Source organism: Sphingobacterium sp. G1-14 (assembly GCF_002196555.1).
In the GTDB taxonomy this organism is placed as follows: domain Bacteria; phylum Bacteroidota; class Bacteroidia; order Sphingobacteriales; family Sphingobacteriaceae; genus Sphingobacterium; species Sphingobacterium siyangense.
The window spans coordinates 421,498-438,944 of sequence record NZ_CP021381.1; the positions used below are offsets into that span (position 1 = coordinate 421,498).

At 38.8% G+C, this 17,447-nt stretch carries 19 protein-coding genes; 18 read left to right on the forward strand and 1 reads right to left on the reverse strand.

Going from position 1 to position 17,447, the window contains the following annotated elements; genetic code table 11:
* The 18 genes from ureG (at position 1) to groL (ending at position 16,988) form a co-directional block, all read left to right on the forward strand.
* Positions 1–621 (forward strand): urease accessory protein UreG, encoded by a 621-nt coding sequence (ureG, locus tag CBM24_RS01810; RefSeq protein WP_088160017.1) that lies wholly within the window; start codon positions 1–3, stop codon positions 619–621.
* Positions 622–633: 12 nt separating this feature from the next.
* Complete coding sequence (locus CBM24_RS01815) at positions 634–1,575, forward strand: urease accessory protein UreD (RefSeq protein WP_088160018.1); 942 nt, start codon at positions 634–636, stop codon at positions 1,573–1,575.
* Positions 1,568–2,050 carry an urease accessory protein UreE gene (locus CBM24_RS01820; protein WP_088160019.1) on the forward strand — a complete coding sequence of 161 codons (483 nt, stop codon included), beginning with the start codon at positions 1,568–1,570 and terminating at the stop codon, positions 2,048–2,050. The genes CBM24_RS01815 and CBM24_RS01820 overlap by 8 nt, the downstream gene beginning before the upstream one ends.
* A gap of 42 nt (positions 2,051–2,092) precedes the next feature.
* Positions 2,093–3,142 carry an A/G-specific adenine glycosylase gene (mutY, locus tag CBM24_RS01825; protein ID WP_088160020.1) on the forward strand — a complete coding sequence of 350 codons (1,050 nt, stop codon included), beginning with the start codon at positions 2,093–2,095 and terminating at the stop codon, positions 3,140–3,142.
* A gap of 19 nt (positions 3,143–3,161) precedes the next feature.
* Positions 3,162–3,620: a single-stranded DNA-binding protein gene (locus CBM24_RS01830; RefSeq protein WP_046674796.1), complete on the forward strand. Its 459-nt coding sequence runs from the start codon at positions 3,162–3,164 to the stop codon at positions 3,618–3,620.
* Between the two features lie 239 nt (positions 3,621–3,859).
* Positions 3,860–4,900: a phenylalanine--tRNA ligase subunit alpha gene (gene pheS, locus CBM24_RS01835; protein WP_088160021.1), complete on the forward strand. Its 1,041-nt coding sequence runs from the start codon at positions 3,860–3,862 to the stop codon at positions 4,898–4,900.
* A 125-nt stretch (positions 4,901–5,025) separates the two neighbouring features.
* Complete coding sequence (locus tag CBM24_RS01840; protein WP_046674798.1) at positions 5,026–5,601, forward strand: TetR/AcrR family transcriptional regulator; 576 nt, start codon at positions 5,026–5,028, stop codon at positions 5,599–5,601.
* 233 nt (positions 5,602–5,834) lie between these two features.
* Entirely contained in the window at positions 5,835–7,244 is a 1,410-nt protein-coding gene (gene rlmD / locus CBM24_RS01845; protein WP_088163427.1) for a 23S rRNA (uracil(1939)-C(5))-methyltransferase RlmD, read from the forward strand.
* An 11-nt stretch (positions 7,245–7,255) separates the two neighbouring features.
* Positions 7,256–7,654: a hypothetical protein gene (locus CBM24_RS01850; protein ID WP_088160022.1), complete on the forward strand. Its 399-nt coding sequence runs from the start codon at positions 7,256–7,258 to the stop codon at positions 7,652–7,654.
* 205 nt (positions 7,655–7,859) lie between these two features.
* Positions 7,860–8,612, forward strand: coding sequence for a hypothetical protein (locus tag CBM24_RS01855; RefSeq protein ID WP_088160023.1), 753 nt, complete (start codon positions 7,860–7,862; stop codon positions 8,610–8,612).
* A gap of 218 nt (positions 8,613–8,830) precedes the next feature.
* Positions 8,831–9,514: an OmpA family protein gene (locus CBM24_RS01860; RefSeq protein ID WP_349681403.1), complete on the forward strand. Its 684-nt coding sequence runs from the start codon at positions 8,831–8,833 to the stop codon at positions 9,512–9,514.
* 308 nt (positions 9,515–9,822) lie between these two features.
* Positions 9,823–11,259 carry a tRNA (N6-isopentenyl adenosine(37)-C2)-methylthiotransferase MiaB gene (gene miaB, locus CBM24_RS01870; protein ID WP_088160025.1) on the forward strand — a complete coding sequence of 479 codons (1,437 nt, stop codon included), beginning with the start codon at positions 9,823–9,825 and terminating at the stop codon, positions 11,257–11,259.
* A 36-nt stretch (positions 11,260–11,295) separates the two neighbouring features.
* Positions 11,296–12,570, forward strand: coding sequence for a sigma-54 interaction domain-containing protein (locus CBM24_RS01875; protein WP_088160026.1), 1,275 nt, complete (start codon positions 11,296–11,298; stop codon positions 12,568–12,570).
* A gap of 9 nt (positions 12,571–12,579) precedes the next feature.
* Positions 12,580–13,095, forward strand: a complete 516-nt coding sequence (locus CBM24_RS01880) for an LptE family protein (RefSeq protein ID WP_088160027.1) — start codon at positions 12,580–12,582, stop codon at positions 13,093–13,095.
* 13 nt (positions 13,096–13,108) lie between these two features.
* A complete protein-coding gene (locus tag CBM24_RS01885; RefSeq protein ID WP_088160028.1) occupies positions 13,109–14,179 on the forward strand; it encodes a hypothetical protein in 1,071 nt (356 codons plus the stop codon).
* Positions 14,180–14,191: 12 nt separating this feature from the next.
* Positions 14,192–14,605 (forward strand): preprotein translocase subunit SecG, encoded by a 414-nt coding sequence (gene secG, locus CBM24_RS01890; protein ID WP_088160029.1) that lies wholly within the window; start codon positions 14,192–14,194, stop codon positions 14,603–14,605.
* A 302-nt stretch (positions 14,606–14,907) separates the two neighbouring features.
* Positions 14,908–15,183: a co-chaperone GroES gene (groES, locus tag CBM24_RS01895; protein ID WP_088160030.1), complete on the forward strand. Its 276-nt coding sequence runs from the start codon at positions 14,908–14,910 to the stop codon at positions 15,181–15,183.
* A 167-nt stretch (positions 15,184–15,350) separates the two neighbouring features.
* Positions 15,351–16,988, forward strand: a complete 1,638-nt coding sequence (gene groL, locus CBM24_RS01900; RefSeq protein WP_070561631.1) for a chaperonin GroEL — start codon at positions 15,351–15,353, stop codon at positions 16,986–16,988.
* Between the two features lie 60 nt (positions 16,989–17,048).
* On the opposite strand, the gene CBM24_RS01905 is transcribed toward groL, so the two are convergent.
* Entirely contained in the window at positions 17,049–17,423 is a 375-nt protein-coding gene (locus CBM24_RS01905; protein WP_088160031.1) for a hypothetical protein, read from the reverse strand.
* Between the last annotated feature and the right edge of the window lie 24 nt (positions 17,424–17,447).

Sequence of the window (17,447 nt, forward strand, 5' to 3'; positions counted from 1 at the left end):
ATGTCTAAGAGAAATTACGTGAAAATTGGTGTTGCTGGTCCTGTGGGCTCTGGCAAGACGGCACTTATTGAACGGTTGACACGTTCGATGTCGGCAGATTATAGTATCTGTGTCGTAACAAATGATATTTATACGCGTGAGGACGCTATGTATCTACAACAGAATTCGGCACTGCCCGCTGAACGTATTATTGGTGTTGAAACAGGAGGTTGTCCGCATACGGCTATCCGTGAAGATGCTTCGATGAACATTGAAGCTGTAGAAGAATTAGCGAATCGTTTTGAGGATGTGGAACTGATTTTTGTTGAAAGTGGGGGCGATAACCTGACGGCGACTTTTAGTCCGGATCTAGCCGATTTGACCATATTTGTTCTCGATGTTGCTGAAGGAGAGAAAATGCCGCGTAAAGGTGGGCCAGGTATTACGCGCTCGGATTTGTTGTTGATCAATAAAATAGACCTTGCCCCTTATGTAAATGCCGACTTGGAAGTTATGCGTCAGGATACAATCCGCATGCGTGGTGAACGACCATTTATTTTTACAAACTTAATGACTTTAGAAGGTTTAGAAGATGTGAAATCATGGATCAAAAAGTATGCTTTGTTGGAGCCCGTAGGTTAAAATTTATCGTATATGGATAGCAAAATCGTATTAAATGTTGCCAAAGAGGACGGCAGAAGTAGATTGAAGGAAAGTTATCATAATGCACCTTATAAACTAACGCATTATGGCGCGTCAGGATTGACCAATCATTTGGAAATGATCATCATGAGTGCATCGCCTGGTATTATGGATACGGATTATTTGCACATTGATGTTCATGTGAAAAAAGATGCACAATTGAAACTTTTTACACAGTCTTTCAATAAGCTTCATCCTATGAAAACCGGAGCAAGACAACATACGGACGTGCATGTGGATGCCGGAGGCCTGTTTCATTACATTCCACATCCAGTAACCCCGTTTAAGGATTCTATTTTTAAGGCAAGCAATCATATTCACTTGGCTGAAGATGCAGTTTTGATGTGGGGGGACATTATTAGTGTGGGAAGAATCCACATGAAAGAAGCTTTTGAGTTTGGTAGCCTGCATACCCAAACCAAGATTTTTAGACAAGGTAAACTGTCCTTTATTGACAATCAGCTTTTGCGTCCCAAAAGTCAGCCGATACAGAAGATGTTATTTTTTGAGGGATACACCCATCAGGCAACTTTTGTGTTCTCGGCTCTTTTTGCGCAAGAATTAAAATATGAATTGGATGAAATCCTAACTGTTGAATACAATGACATCTCTTACGGCTTTACGCAGGCTTCAAAAGATGTGGTTATCCTACGTGCTTTGGGTACTGATGGAGAGTTGCTTTATGACTTTTTACATATGTTGGGGCAATTGTGTTGGGATTTTACACAACATAAGCTTTCTGAAAAGAAGGAAGACACAACAGTTGAAGCTATAGCCGAAGATGAGAAATCGAAGGCGCAGGAAATCACCGTCATTGAACACAGAAAACCTCGTCGAAAAAGTAAGCGGGAGTTGGTGGATGCTGTAGTGGTGGAAGGAACTAACTATGCATAAGGGAAACCTGCACGACGAGATATGGATTGATGTTATCCCTGATTTTGACAAATTGAAGCTGGGCCGCGATTCAGATATTTTGGATCTTTCCTATTATGAAGTAAATAAGCGCGTTATCCAGCGGAAAACAAGAAAGGGTAATCGAGTGCGCATACAGCGTGATGATAGCAGCGCATTGCGTTCAGGGCAGTGTATTTATCATCGCGGTGATTTATTTATCCAGGTCAACATTTTACCTTGTCTTTGTGTATTGTTGGATAGTCAGAATCTATCTGTTGTGGGCGAGTTCTGCTTCGACGTGGGCAATCGACATTTGCCGGTTTATCTCAAAGCCGATGGGCGATTTGCTGTTTCTTATGATGGACGTCTCTATCAGGCGCTAAAGGAAAAATATAAGGGGTTTATCACATTGGAAAATACGATTTTAGAACCTGATGAACAGATTACCTACATTCGTAGACCTATCCTCGAATGATGGAATGTTGGTATTAGCGAAAAATTACGCATTTTTGTCGCTATGAAATTTGGCGAGGAATTGCAAGTATGGTATCGACAACATAAGCGAGATCTACCATGGCGAGAAACAAAAGATGCCTACAAAATATGGCTTTCTGAAATTATTCTGCAACAGACTCGTGTCGAACAAGGCTTGCCCTATTATGTACGCTTTGTCGAGCGATTTAAGAATGTTGTGGAATTTGCGAATGCAGAAGAAGATGACATTCTTCATCTTTGGCAAGGTCTGGGTTACTATTCTAGAGGCCGGAATATGCATAAGGCTGCGCGAATAGTTCGCGATCAGTATCAGGGTGTTTTTCCGGTAGATTATCAAACATTAATAACGCTTCCTGGAATAGGAGAGTATACTGCTGCGGCGATATCCTCTTTTGCGAACGATGAAGCCCAGGCGGTATTGGATGGAAATGTGTTTCGTGTATTGGCGCGATACTATGGCATAGAAACACCTATCAATTCTACGGAAGGAAAGAAGATTTTTACAGCTATAGCCAAAGAAAATCTTGATCCTAAACACCCGGCATTGTATAATCAGGCGATTATGGATTTTGGTGCTACCCATTGTAAGCCCAAGCTGCCTTTATGTGAATTCTGTATGTTTCGTCCTTCCTGTTATGCGTTATCTAAAGGCCAGGTAGATCAATTGCCTGTAAAGCTTAAAGCCAAGGCAAGCAAAGATAGATACTTTAATTATTTTATCTTGAAGGACAACGATCGGATACTGATGTCTAAACGCGGTGAAGGTGACGTTTGGCAGAATCTATATGAGTTTCCACTTTTGGAGTCTAATTACAGCTTGTCAATTCCGGATGTTCTTAGCGATGAGTGGTTTATTTCCTGTTTCGGTCCCGATGCAGAGCTGCATGTTTTACAGCAGCAGACAAAACATATCTTGAGTCATCAGAATATTTATGCGACATTTTTTGAGGTGCGGTTAAAAGGCGATCTAATTCAAAAAAAATCCAATTGGGATTATGTATTTCTAAAAGATTTAGATAAATTAGCTAAACACAAGTTGATCTTTACCTTTTTGGAAAGGTCAAATTTTTAACCATTTATGCTTTTAAATTATGTCAGGAGTTAACAAAGTCATTTTAGTGGGACATCTTGGAAAAGATCCCGAAATTCGCTATTTAGAAGGCAATGTCTCTGTTGCCAGTTTTCCATTGGCAACATCAGAAACGTATAACAAAGACGGAAAAAGAGTAGAACAAACCGAATGGCACAATATTGTTATGTGGCGAGGTCTGGCTGACGTGGCTGTAAAATATCTAACAAAGGGGAAGTTAGTTTATATTGAAGGTCGGCTGCGGACTCGTACTTATGAAGATAAGGAAGGTATTAGACGATATGCTACAGAGGTTGTCGCCGAAACCTTTACGCTTTTAGGCCGTAAATCGGATTTTGAGCCGAATGCTGGTGTAAGTGCTGGTAATACAGCAAACACACAAGCGCAAAAAGTCGAAGATAAGGAAGTGGAGGTCGATTTTACGGAGAATGATCAGGAGGATAATCCATTACCATTTTAAGCGGAAGAATTTGAGATTATGTAAAAACTTTACATGTATAGTAAATATAGTAAAATCATCGAAGAACAAAAGAGCAGGCAACTATGCCTGCTCTTTTGTTTTATTCGTATTTTGGGGGTTGAAATCTGATAGCTTTCTCCCAAGCGAGTATGCTGTTTCTGTTGCGTGTTTTTTTATGATGCTCAGTCGAAGTTCAAAATTTCTTTTTAGCGGAAATTTTGGCTATGTTTGCTCTAATTATGTTGCAAGATAGAATTACGCAGTATACTGAAGAGATTAAGGCATTTGTGCCAACTTCTTCAGCCGATGTAGAAAATTTCAGATTGAAGTTTTTGGTTTCCAAAGGGATTGTGAAAAATCTTTTTGATGAATTCAAAACAGTTACGCCTGAAGAGAAACGTACTTTGGGAAAAGTGTTGAATGAATTTAAGCAGTTAGCAGAAAATACATTCAAAGAAGTACAAGAAAAGTTCGGGTCTGGTGAGAAGCAAAAATCCCAGGAATTAGCGAGTGATTTAACATTGCCTGGTCAAGGTTTTCAGCTAGGGTCTAGACATCCAATCTCTTTAGTTCGTAAAGAAATTGTTGAAATTTTCAAGAAATTGGGTTTTATTGTGTCAGAAGGGCCGGAAATTGAAGATGACTGGCATAATTTTTCTGCGTTGAATTTTCCGCCGGAACATCCTGCGCGTGATATGCAAGATACTTTCTTTATCAAAAAACAAGAAGGTAATGACATTACATTGAGAACGCATACCTCTTCGGTTCAGGTGCGTTTAATGGAAGCCGGTAAACCACCGTTTCGTGCGATAATGCCTGGACGTGTTTATAGAAATGAAGCTATATCAGCACGTGCACACTGTTTCTTTCATCAAGTAGAAGGTTTATATGTAGATGAAAATGTTTCTTTTGCGGATTTGAAACAAACTTTATATCATTTTGTTCAAGAGATGTATGGCGAAGGTACCAAAGTACGTTTCCGTCCATCCTATTTTCCTTTCACTGAACCTTCGGCAGAAATGGATATCTCCTGTACAATCTGTAAAGGGGCAGGGTGTAACTTGTGTAAGTACTCTGGCTGGGTAGAAATTTTAGGCTGCGGTATGGTCGATCCTAACGTGCTTGATAACTGTGGTATCGATAGTAAAAAATATTCGGGTTTTGCTTTTGGTATGGGAATAGAACGTATCACAAACCTTAAATATGTGATTAAAGACCTACGTCTTTTCTCAGAAAATGACACACGTTTCTTGTCTCAATTTGAGACTGAATTAATATAAATTAATCATTGTAAAGATTGTGGCATCACATTATTCTCTACGATAACTAGGCAAGAGAATAATGTGATGCTTTTTGGTCTTTAAGCTTTGTAGATGACTTTCAACATTCGTACGATCTAACGTATATGGAACCAGATTATATTATTGAATCCATAAAAAGAACAGCACGTGAGCTCTTTCGTCAAAATGGCTACCATAAAACCAGTGTAAACACATTGGCAAAAAAAGCTAAGATTGCGAAGGCGACGGTGTACAAGTATTTTGATAGTAAAGAGATGATCTTGCATGCCATTCTCATGGATTATCTTCGTGCGAGTCTGCAGGATATTTTGAAAACAACCAAATATGAAGATGATATGGCTTCGTTTTTGGCTTCAACAATTTTGCGGGTAAGCCGACTGACTTATACGGCTTGCAATGAATTGATCGGTTGGGAGTTTATCCGGGAATCTGCGAACGCACAAGAATATTTAAAAACGCTTTCTGAAGATTTGGAGTTTTTGCTCCTAAGCACATTCATTCAGAATGAAAAAATAAATGAAGCGATTAGCGAAGAAAAGCTGACCTTTTTGATCAAGTCCAGTAAAAGCATTGTGTTTTCTTTTGCTTTTACGGCCGTCTCAGATGCCGATGTACGAAAAAACTTTATTTCGTTTCAGAAAGAGATCCTTCCTTATCTTGTTCAGGCAACAGTTCAGTAAAATTATCCTAAGCCTTTCATCTCTGCCCAAATCGCGGCGCCATCTTTTGAGTATAGCTCTCTTTTCTTATGATTCTCTTGTAGGGGAGTTGCTTTTGCTCATATTCCTTTGTCCCATTGTTTCCTTTACGAAGTTACGAGCCTGTTAAGAACCCGTTTATACCAGTGATAATCAATGCCTATAAATAATTTATGCAGATGGAAAATCGGTATAAATTTGTATTTTTGCACCCTATGAGTAGAAGAATTCCGCAAGATAAAAAGTTCTTGAAAGATATTGCCATCATTGATATTGCCGAAGAGGGTAGAGGTGTTGGAAAAACCGAAGATTTGGTTTTGTTTGTAGAAAAAGCTGTTCCTGGTGATGTTGTTGACGTGGAGCTTATGCGCAAGAAAAAGAATTTTGCGGAAGCTCGGGTAACCAGTTTAAAAGAGGCTTCATCTTATCGCGTAGATCCGTTTTGTGCACATTTTGGAGTGTGTGGTGGATGTAAGTGGCAGCATATGACCTATGATGCTCAGTTAAAATTTAAGCAACAATCTGTCGATAATGCGCTGTCGCGTATTGGGAAAGTAGATACTTCAGCGATGGAAAGTATTTTAGGCTCTGTGCAAACAGAATATTACAGAAATAAATTAGAATATACTTTTTCAAACAAAAAATGGTTGACTTCTGTTGATGAAGATTCGTCCCAATTAGAAATGAATGCACTGGGTTTTCACGTGCCTGGACGTTTTGATAAGATTTTAGATATCGATCATTGTTTTTTGCAAGAAGATCCTTCAAATGAAGTTCGTAATAGTATCCGTGATTTTGCTCTTAGTCAAGATATGACGTTCTACGATTTGCGTGAACACACAGGTGTATTGCGTAATTTGATTATCCGTATTTCTTCAACCGGGGAGATGATGGTGATCGTTGTGTTTGCATATCCGGAAGAAGGACAGGTTGAGTTGTTGATGGAATTTGTTAAAGAAAAGTTTCCTCAAGTCGCTTCCCTGTTATATATTGTAAACCAGAAACGCAATGATACAATCTTCGACCAGGATATTCATGTATATGCCGGTCGTGATTTTATCTATGAGGAGATGGAGGGCTTGCGTTACAAAGTTGGGCCTAAGTCGTTCTATCAAACAAACTCTGCACAAGCGTATGAGCTGTATAAAATCACACGTGACTTTGCCGATTTAAAGGGGGATGAGTTGGTGTATGACTTGTATACAGGAGCGGGTACAATTGCAAACTTTGTCGCTAAGAGGGCGAGAGAAGTTGTTGGTGTAGAGTATGTTCCTACTGCCATTGAGGACGCTAAAGTCAATTCGTCGATCAATGATATTACGAATACAAAGTTCTACGCTGGAGATATGAAAGATGTGTTGACCCCTTCCTTCATAGCTGAACACGGAAAACCAGATGTGGTGATTACAGATCCACCACGTGCAGGAATGCACGCTGACGTTGTAGCTCGTTTGTTAGAAATGGAATCACCGCGTATTGTATATGTCAGTTGTAATGCTGCTACACAGGCACGCGATTTGGTGTTGTTGGGCGAAAAATATGAGGTGAAGCGGATCAAGCCAGTAGATATGTTTCCGCATACCCAACACGTTGAGAATGTGGTTTTATTGGAATTAAAGAAGTAATAGCATACAGTATGGAAGTAGAAGATTTATTTGCAGGATCTGCAAGAGAAGAAAATACACCGTCTACAGAGCAAAGTCCATTAAAAAGTCTGCAGGTAGATCTCGATTTTTATAGTGAATCAATCCGCGAAGTAGCGCTGGAGATTGTTGAAGAAGGTTATTCTGACTACCCAATTTTTGTCGCACATCAGCATGAAGTTTCCGTTGGCGAAGTGATATTAGATCGTAAGGAACTGGAGACGAAATGGAGCATAAACGCCTCGACACTGGAAGAGTTTGTAGAAATGGATATTATTCAAGAAGATCGTAAAGCGTCTTTTATTCAGAACTATAAGCCTGCGAAAGACTATATGTGCTTGTTTGTTGTAGTTGCTGAAGGGGCTAATTTTGTTTTTTATCCATACAAATGATAAACAAAGAATATTTAAACTTTTTTAACAGTACAAGTGTCAAACTATTATTACTTTTAACAAAGTAGGTTAGGTGTAGCTGGGAATTAATAAGATTGAAATAAATTATAAGCTGTTCCTTACGGAAATGAATGTTTGACCCAATGAAATTGTTGATTTACAATCGCACTGAAACCAATTGGGGTAATTGAAGAGAGATAATAGGATGAAAATAATACATATACATATATTAGGGCTTTTTTTGCTGTTATTCACCTATTTTGGAGCTACTGCGCAACAACAGCAGAAGGTTTCGGGAATGGTGCTGCAAAAGGGGAACGGTAATCGCATTGGAGATGCTGTGGTGCTTAATATGCGCACGCACAGATCAACGTTGAGTAACTCTTTTGGTGTTTTTACGATTGATGCATCGGTAGGAGACTCCCTGTCTTTTACCAAAGTCGGGTATTCACCTGTTAAAACCGTGCTGACCAACCTGAATGAGTTTTATGTGGAATTGCAAGAAGGGATACGATTGGAGACCGTCATCGTTGAGCGAAAAACGAAAGAGGCCGAATTAAATGATGCCATGAATAATTACGCTAAAAAGGGTGTTTATAATGGGGGTAAAAATAAGTTCGGAACCTATCTGGGTAGTCCTGCAACCGCCCTTTATAATCTTTTTGGAAGGGAAGCCAAGAATGCAAAACGCTTTGGGCGATTTATGGACAAAGAGAAGGATGAATTACAAGTTGATCGTATTTTCTCTCGTGAAGCTGTTAAAAATCTGACGAAGCTGGATAGTACAGAATTAGATGCTTTTATGATACGTTACCGTCCATCTTTTGATTTGGCTGAGCATTGGGGACAGTATGATTTAATGCATTACGTACAACAATCTATGGACGACTTTAATGCAAAGGGAAGGCCTAAAGGAGCTCTTTTACCTGATATTGAAGTAAAGACTCAAGAAAAATAAAAACATTTTGCTTTTGTTACTGTTAGCTGTTTGTACGAGTAGGAAAAGGTGATTTAAAATTATGTAGCGTATCGACGTCATTTTTGGAAGTTTTAACGGCCTTTTTCAGTGTTTTGTAACAAAAAAGTTGATAAAAATGTCTTTTGGCACTTTGTTTGATTTTAGTAGAACGGTATTTAATTTGAATATTAAAAGTCTTAGATAGCATACATATGAAAATGAATAGAAAATTAGCTGTATTAGGTTTGACAGTTGCAACCTCAGCTATGTTATTTGGAAGTTGTTCTACCATCCAAAATACAAATAATACGACTAAAGGTGGTGTAATCGGTGGTGTTGCTGGAGGTGCTTTAGGTGCATTGATCGGTGGCAAAGCCGGTAATACGGCTATCGGTACATTAGCGGGTGCTGCCATTGGTGGAGCTGCCGGTGTATTGATTGGTAAAAAAATGGATAAGCAAGCTGCTGAGATTTCTAAAACTGTTGAAGGTGCTGAAGTTACGCAATCTGCGGAAGGTATCGTGGTTAAGTTTGATTCAGGTATTTTATTTGACTTCAATAAATCAGATTTAAAAGCGTCAGCTAAAGATAATATCGCAAATTTGGTAACAACCTTGAACAAAGAACAAGGTACTGAAATCCTGGTTATCGGACATACAGATAATGTAGGTACGTTGGCTGCGAATGAAAAAGTGTCTTTGGACCGCGCAAATTCTGTACGTGCATTTGCGGTATCTAAAGGCTTAGCGTCTTCGCGTATTAGAACTGAAGGTAGAAACTTCTCTGAGCCAATTGCAAGTAACGATACGGAAGCAGGACGAGCTCAAAACCGTCGTGTTGAAATCGTTATTGTAGCAGGTGATCAAATGAAAAAAGAAGCAAAACAACAAGCAGGTCAGTAAGCATTTTTAGGAATATTCTCCTGAAACAAATTTATTGATCTTGAATCATAAGAAAGCGTTGATTTAATCAACGCTTTTTTTGTGAAATACAGCGTGTCAGAATTTTTATATGGTCCATTTGCTCCTAAAATTTGACAAAGGATAAACCATATTTCTGTCTGACAAACTGTCATTATATGGATTTAAATTTCTAACTTTGTAGTCTTTGAAATAACTAAGGGCATAAAATCAGATCAGCAAAAGATCGGTCATTGCATTGGTTACGCCATCGAAAATAATAAAAATTATATTCTATTGAATATCGAGCTATGCTAGATTTAACACATACCACTAAGGAACACGACGAATCTCGTCAGGGTGAGGCATTATTATTAGAACAGGATCCGATTTTAAGTAATGGACGCAAACTGTATATTGAAAGTTACGGTTGCCAGATGAATTTTTCGGATAGTGAGATTGTTGCTTCTATTTTGTTGGATAAGGGATTTGAAACAACCAAGAATTATCAGGAAGCTGATGTGGTTTTTATTAATACCTGTTCAATCCGCGAAAATGCAGAACAGCGAGTGCGCAATCGTCTAAAGGAATTTGAAGCTGCTAAAGCAAAAAATCCTGGAATGATCGTTGGAGTGCTGGGGTGTATGGCCGAGCGTTTGAAATCGAAATTCTTAGAGGAAGAAAAGTTGGTTGATGTCGTTGTAGGGCCAGATGCTTATCGCGATCTGCCAAATTTGATTGATAAGGTTGACGATGGAGCTAAAGCTGTAAACGTCTTGTTATCTAGAGAGGAAACGTATGCCGATATTAATCCTGTTCGTTTGAATTCAAACGGTGTAACAGCTTTTATTTCGATTATGCGTGGCTGCGACAACATGTGTTCTTTCTGTGTTGTTCCTTTTACACGTGGACGTGAACGTAGCCGTGATCCGCAATCTATCGTCAAGGAGGCCCAAGATCTCTTTAATGCAGGCTATAAGGAGGTTACGTTGTTGGGACAAAATGTGGATTCCTACAAATATACTGCTCCAGTAGCTGAAGGGGAGGAACCGGGTGAAACTATAACATTTGCTAGCTTGCTTACGATGGTTGCTGAAATCAGCCCGCTTTTACGTATTCGCTTCTCTACTTCCCATCCAAAAGATATTACAGATGAAGTTTTATATGCAATAGCTTCGCATGAAAACATCTGTAATTATATTCACTTGCCAGTTCAATCTGGAAATTCCCGTGTATTGGAATTGATGAATCGTACATATGACCGTGAATGGTATATGGAACGTGTGGATGCCATTCGTCGTATTATTCCTGAATGTGCTATTTCTACAGATGTTATTACAGGTTTCTGTACTGAAACGGAAGAGGAGCATCAGGAAACATTATCTATGATGGATTATGTCAAATACGATTTCGCCTATATGTTTGCTTACTCGGAAAGGCCAGGTACTTTGGCTGCAAAAAGATACGCAGATGATATTCCAGAGGATGTAAAAAAACGTCGTTTAACAGAAGTTATCAATAAACAGCGCGATCATAGCTTATATCGTTATCAACATTTTGTTGGCAAAGTATGTAAAGTGCTTGTTGAGGGATTTTCAAAAAGGTCTGAGTTCGATTTTTGCGGTCGTAATGATCAAAATGCATTGGTGGTATTTCCAATCGATCCTCGATTTAAACAAGGTGATTATGTGAATGTACTTATCGAGTCATGTACTTCTGCGACATTATTAGGAAAGATTGTTGATTAAGAAAACTTAGATTGTTTTATTTCCAACTGGAAATTTATGGATAACCAAGATATAAAGAATAGATTTGGAATTATCGGTAATTCGCCTTTGTTGAACCGTGCTATCGATATTGCACGACAAGTGGCTCCAACTGATATCTCCGTATTAATACAGGGTGAAAGTGGGAGTGGTAAAGAAGTTTTTTCGCATATTATCCATCAATTGAGCTCCCGTAAGCATGGCCCTTTTATTGCGGTCAATTGTGGAGCTATACCAGAGGGGACCATTGACTCCGAGTTGTTTGGTCACGAAAAAGGTTCTTTTACGGGTGCCCATGAAGCCAGGAAGGGATATTTTGAAGTCGTTGATGGTGGAACAATCTTTCTAGATGAAGTAGGTGAGTTGCCTTTGGGTACACAAGCAAGATTATTACGGGTATTGGAGTCCGGTGAGTATATACGGGTAGGGTCATCCAAGGTACAGAAGACAAATGTGCGGGTGGTTGCTGCGACAAATGTGAATGTGTTTGAAGCCGTACAAAAAGGTAAATTTCGCGAAGATCTTTATTATCGCTTAAATACTGTACCATTGCGCGTACCGTCTTTACGTGAAAGACCTGAAGATATCAACTTATTATTTCGCAAGTTTATTGTGGACTTTTCTGAGAAATACCGTACACCTGGGGTTCAACTGACAGAAGATGCACAGAATATGCTACGCAACTATAGCTGGCCTGGAAACGTGCGTCAACTGAAAAATGTTGCGGAACAAATCGCTGTTTTGGAAAAAGAACGCATTGTTGATTCATATACACTTCAAAATTATCTGCCCAATGAATCCAGAACGAGTTTGCCAGCGGTCGTTCCTTCAAATAATGGTGGAAAAGAGGATTTTTCAGAAAGAGACTTGCTGTATAAAGTCTTATTTGATATGAAGAAGGATATGGTTGATCTGAAGAAACTGGTGGTTGAATTAATTCAGAAAGGTGTCGATTCTAGCACATTTGATCAAAATTCTCCCTACATTAATCAATTGTACCAAGAGATTGAACCACAATTGAAAGCGGATCCAGAAAATTATAATACAACCCCAACGCTAACGATACATTCTCCGGCAAATACGACAAATGTATTAAAAAGTCCTGTTGCACAGGATGAATATCTGCAGGATGCTCAAGAAGTTGAAGAATCTTTATCGCTTGTTGATAAGGAGTCTGATCTGATCAAGAAAGCACTGAAAAAGCACCGCGGTAAACGTAAAGCTGCTGCGCAAGAGTTGGGAATTTCTGAAAGAACTTTGTACAGAAAAATTAAAGACTTAAATTTAGATTAAGGTTTACAGATGTTGTCAAGAAAAATTTTATATGCTTTTCTCACCACAACCTTTTTGTTTGTAATGAATAGTTGTGGGGTAAAATATGGATTTACTGGTGGATCCATTCCTGAGGGAATGAAAACAGTCAATATTCAATATTTCGAAAATATAGCTCCTTTGGTTTATCCGACCTTAAGTCAGAATTTTACGGAGGCACTGAAAGAGCGTATCCGTAACCAATCTCGATTGAGTCAGGTGAATCAAGATGGTGATGCTACCTTTGAGGGATTTATTACAGAGTATTCGATAAGTCCGGCAGCTGTTGAAGCTGGGACAGATCGTGCAGCTATGAATAGATTGACTATTACAATCAAGGTTACCTATCATAATAAAATTAATCCGAAGGATGATTTTGAGCAACCTTTTACGCGATTTAAAGAATTTGCAGGAAACCTTCAGAGCGCGCAAGAAGAGACCTTGGGTAAAGAAATTATTCAAATGTTAACTGAGGATATATACAATAAAGCGTTTGCTAATTGGTAATTCTATTTCCAAGATGAATCTTAATATATCATTATCCAATAACGAGCTTTTTTTTCAAGCAATCAATCATCCGGACACCGTGGCCGAAGATGTTGTTTTAGCATTGATTGAAAAATACCCGTATGCCCAAAGCCTGCGATTTGTCTATGAGCGTAAAGTTTTTGGCAAGCATAGTTCAGTTCAGAATTTATCGTCTACTTTGCTCTATGCATCTTCTCCGAGTTGGTTGTATGAATTTATGCATTGTAAATCAGCGGCAGAGCCTGATACAATAATGCCTTCAGATGAATTTCTAGTGGATGGAGCAATTCGCGACGATGATGGGATTGTCGAAATTGAAACTGAGAGCGAAATTGTTGCTGAACCAGTTTTATCCAAGGTGGAGGTTGATGAATTGGATCGTTTGATTCAAGCGGGGGTTGCAAAAGATTATTTTCGGTCAAGCGATCAGCAGCAAGAAATTATTGCCGATTCAGAGGAGTCGGCACTAGTAACACCTGTTCTATCGGAATCTGTTGCCGAAATAATGGATGATGGTCAAGAGCGTGTTTCGGTCTATGATGATGATACCATGCCATACAGTTTCTTATGGTGGTTGCATAAGACGAGATTAGAATATGCTGATACCTATCAGCCCTATGTTAAATCTCCATTAGGCCCGATGACGCCCTCCAATGACGATATTGCTAAAATTCATGAGAAACTGGATAGTCAGCTACTCGATCAACAGATCCGGGAGAATATCTTTCACTTACAATCGCCTGAAGCAAAGTTGAGTGATGAGGTTAAAACGACCATATCTTTTCAAATACCACGTAAAACTGATGAGGTGATCGAGAAGTTTATTCGTGAGGAGCCTATGATTCAGCCTCTGCAAGCGGAAAAATTAGACTTGGAGAATAAAGCTAGGAAAAGTTCGGAAGATCAACATTCACTTGTTACCGAAACGCTTGCAAAGATCTATATGGAGCAAGGCTTATATCCAAAAGCAATAGAGGTTTACAAAAAATTAGTTTTGAAATATCCAGAAAAAAATGCTTACTTTGCGGCACGCATAACAGAATTAGAAAAGAAATTAAATTAATAACATAAAGAGATGCAAGGATTATTAATCGGTCTAATCATATTAGCTAGTATTATTTTAGCGTTTTTGGTTTTAATCCAAAATCCAAAAGGAGGTGGTTTGTCATCTGGTTTTTCAGGTGGAACGAATCTTATGGGAGTAAAACGTACAGGTGACTTTTTGGAAAAAGGTACCTGGATCATGGTTATTGCCATTATGGTATTTAGCTTAGGTGTAAATGTTATTGGTACGTCTCCAAGTACATCTAAAGGTGGATTGGGAGGTCAAATTGAAGCGCCTAAACAACAAGGTCCATTGAATTTGGGTACTGGACAACAACCTGCTGGTGCTCCTGCGGGACAAGAGCAAGCTGCTCCGTCTCAATCGCAAGAAAAGGCCCCAGTGACTACACCGGCAACAAAACCAGCAGAAGAAGCTAAGAAATAGTTGTCATTAAAGAATTATGAGCCCCGTTTGTTTTCACAGACGGGGCTTTTTTATGTTGGGTATTTTGTCTAAGGCAGACCTGTACCGTTAATTTTATTGGGATGGCGGTCGACGGAAGTAAGACTGGCAGGCCGGGAATGACAGTGTGACAGCAAAATGAATTTTTGTCGATGGAGATATTAACTTTTCTGTGAAAAATTGTCTTATAAGCTGTCTTATTTACAATTGGCATAAAAGATGATGTGTTTATAACGATTATAACATTAAAATAAATTCAATAACAGATAAAAAGTAAATTAATTATGGCATTAAGTATCCAACCTATCGGAGATAGAGTAGTAGTAGAGGCTGCTCCTGCAGAAGAAAAAACAGCTTCAGGGTTATATATTCCCGATACAGCGAAAGAAAAACCATCTCAAGGTACAGTAGTTGCTGTAGGTACAGGTAAAGTTGACGAGCCGTTAACTGTTAAAGTTGGTGATAAAGTATTGTATGGAAAATACGCAGGTACTGAAATCACTTATGAAGGAAAAGAGTACTTAATTATGCGTGAGTCTGATATTTACGCTGTTATCTAATTAATACGAACAGGTTATTTAAAAATGAGCTTGCTGGCTCAAATAAGAATTCAATAGATTATTTTAGTGAAGCTTTAAAATTAGACGTATTAAAAGATAAAATTGGTTTACGGTTCTATTTCAACGCCTAATTATGCTTCTTAGAAATACTAAATACTCATATAACAATGGCAAAACAAGTAAAATATAACGTTGAGGCTCGCGAGGCCCTTAAAAAAGGTGTAGATACTTTAGCTAATGCAGTTAAAGTAACATTGGGTCCTAAAGGACGTAACGTAATTATTGAGAAAAAATTTGGTGCTCCAGTAATTACTAAAGATGGTGTTTCGGTAGCGAAAGAAATCGAATTGAAAGACGCTTTAGAAAATATGGGGGCACAAATGGTAAAAGAAGTAGCTTCCAAAACAGCTGATCAAGCTGGTGACGGTACTACAACTGCTACTGTATTAGCGCAAGCAATCGTTGCTCCAGGTATCAAATCTGTTGCGGCTGGAGCTAATCCAATGGATCTAAAACGTGGTATTGACAAAGCTGTTGCAACTGTTGTTGCTAACTTGAAATCTCAATCTCAAGAAGTTGGTCAAGACAACAATAAAATTAAACAAGTTGCTACTATTTCAGCGAACAATGACGAAGTAATTGGTGCTTTGATCGCTCAAGCAATGGAAAAAGTAGGTAACGACGGTGTTATCACTGTTGAAGAGGCAAAAGGTACTGAAACAGAAGTAAAAACTGTGGAAGGTATGCAATTTGACCGTGGTTATTTATCGCCATATTTTGTGACAAATTCTGACAAAATGGAAGCGGAACTAGATAACCCATACATCTTGATCTACGACAAGAAAATCAGTAACATGAAAGAATTGTTGCCTATCTTGGAGAAACAAGTTCAAACTGGTAAACCATTATTGATCATTGCTGAAGACTTAGATGGTGAGGCACTTGCAACATTAGTTGTTAATAAAATCCGTGGTTCGTTGAAAGTTGCAGCTGTTAAAGCTCCAGGTTTCGGTGACCGTCGTAAAGCAATGTTAGAAGATATCGCTATCTTAACTGGTGGTACTGTTATCTCTGAAGAAAGAGGTTTCAAATTAGAGAATGCTGAGTTATCTTACTTGGGTCAAGCTGAAAAAGTTCAAGTTGACAAAGATAACACAACTATTATCAATGGTTCTGGTAATGTAGAGGATATCAAAGCACGCGTTGCTCAAATCCGTTCACAAATCGAAACAACAACTTCTGATTACGATCGCGAAAAACTACAAGAACGTCTGGCAAAATTGTCAGGTGGTGTAGCTGTGTTATATGTAGGTGCGACTACTGAGGTTGAAATGAAAGAGAAAAAAGACCGTGTTGATGATGCTTTACATGCAACTCGTGCAGCTGTTGAAGAAGGTATTATCGCTGGTGGTGGTGTTGCATTCATTCGCTCAACTGAAGCCTTGGTAAACCTTAAAGGTGACAACGAAGATGAGCAAATCGGTATTGACATCATTAAACGCGCTATCGAAGAGCCATTACGTCAGATCTGTAATAACGCTGGTATTGAAGGTGCAGTAATCGTTCAAAAAGTGAAAGAAGGAACTGCAGATTTCGGTTACAACGCACGTACAGACCGTTACGAGAACTTAATCGCTGCTGGTGTAATTGATCCAACTAAAGTATCTCGTGTAGCATTGGAAAATGCAGCTTCAGTTGCTTCAATGTTATTGACTACCGAGTGTGTCTTAGCTGACGAAGCTGAAGAAAACCCTGTAGGTGCTGGTGCTCCTCCAATGGGTGGCGGTATGGGTGGAATGATGTAAGATTCATCCTTATAAAAAAAACCTGTTATCTTAGATAACAGGTTTTTTTATGCCTTGTACTTAATGACGCCTTCTGTATTTCTCGTAATAATGATCGTATTCTCGAGGTGAATAATTACGTTTAGTACCCCATTCCTGCAGCTCGTCATTAAAAAAATGTAACCAATATTGACGAAATCCTGAGGCTGAATCTACTGGATTTTCAAGTTGAGGAGTATTATATTCGTATATTTCTAAGATGCCTTCCTGATACTTCTTAGCAGCCACAATAGCGTCTGGTTTTCCAAGTTTTTGAATAACTTGTGCTTTGGTCATACCAACTTGTATCTTTGTAAGATCAGGCCCTTGAAGTATTTTGCAGTTTGAAAATAAAATCAACGTAAATATGGTCGCTAATGTTGCTCTGAAAATCCTGTTGTAGTTCCTTTGATTCATAATATGTTGTTTCTTGTAAGATAG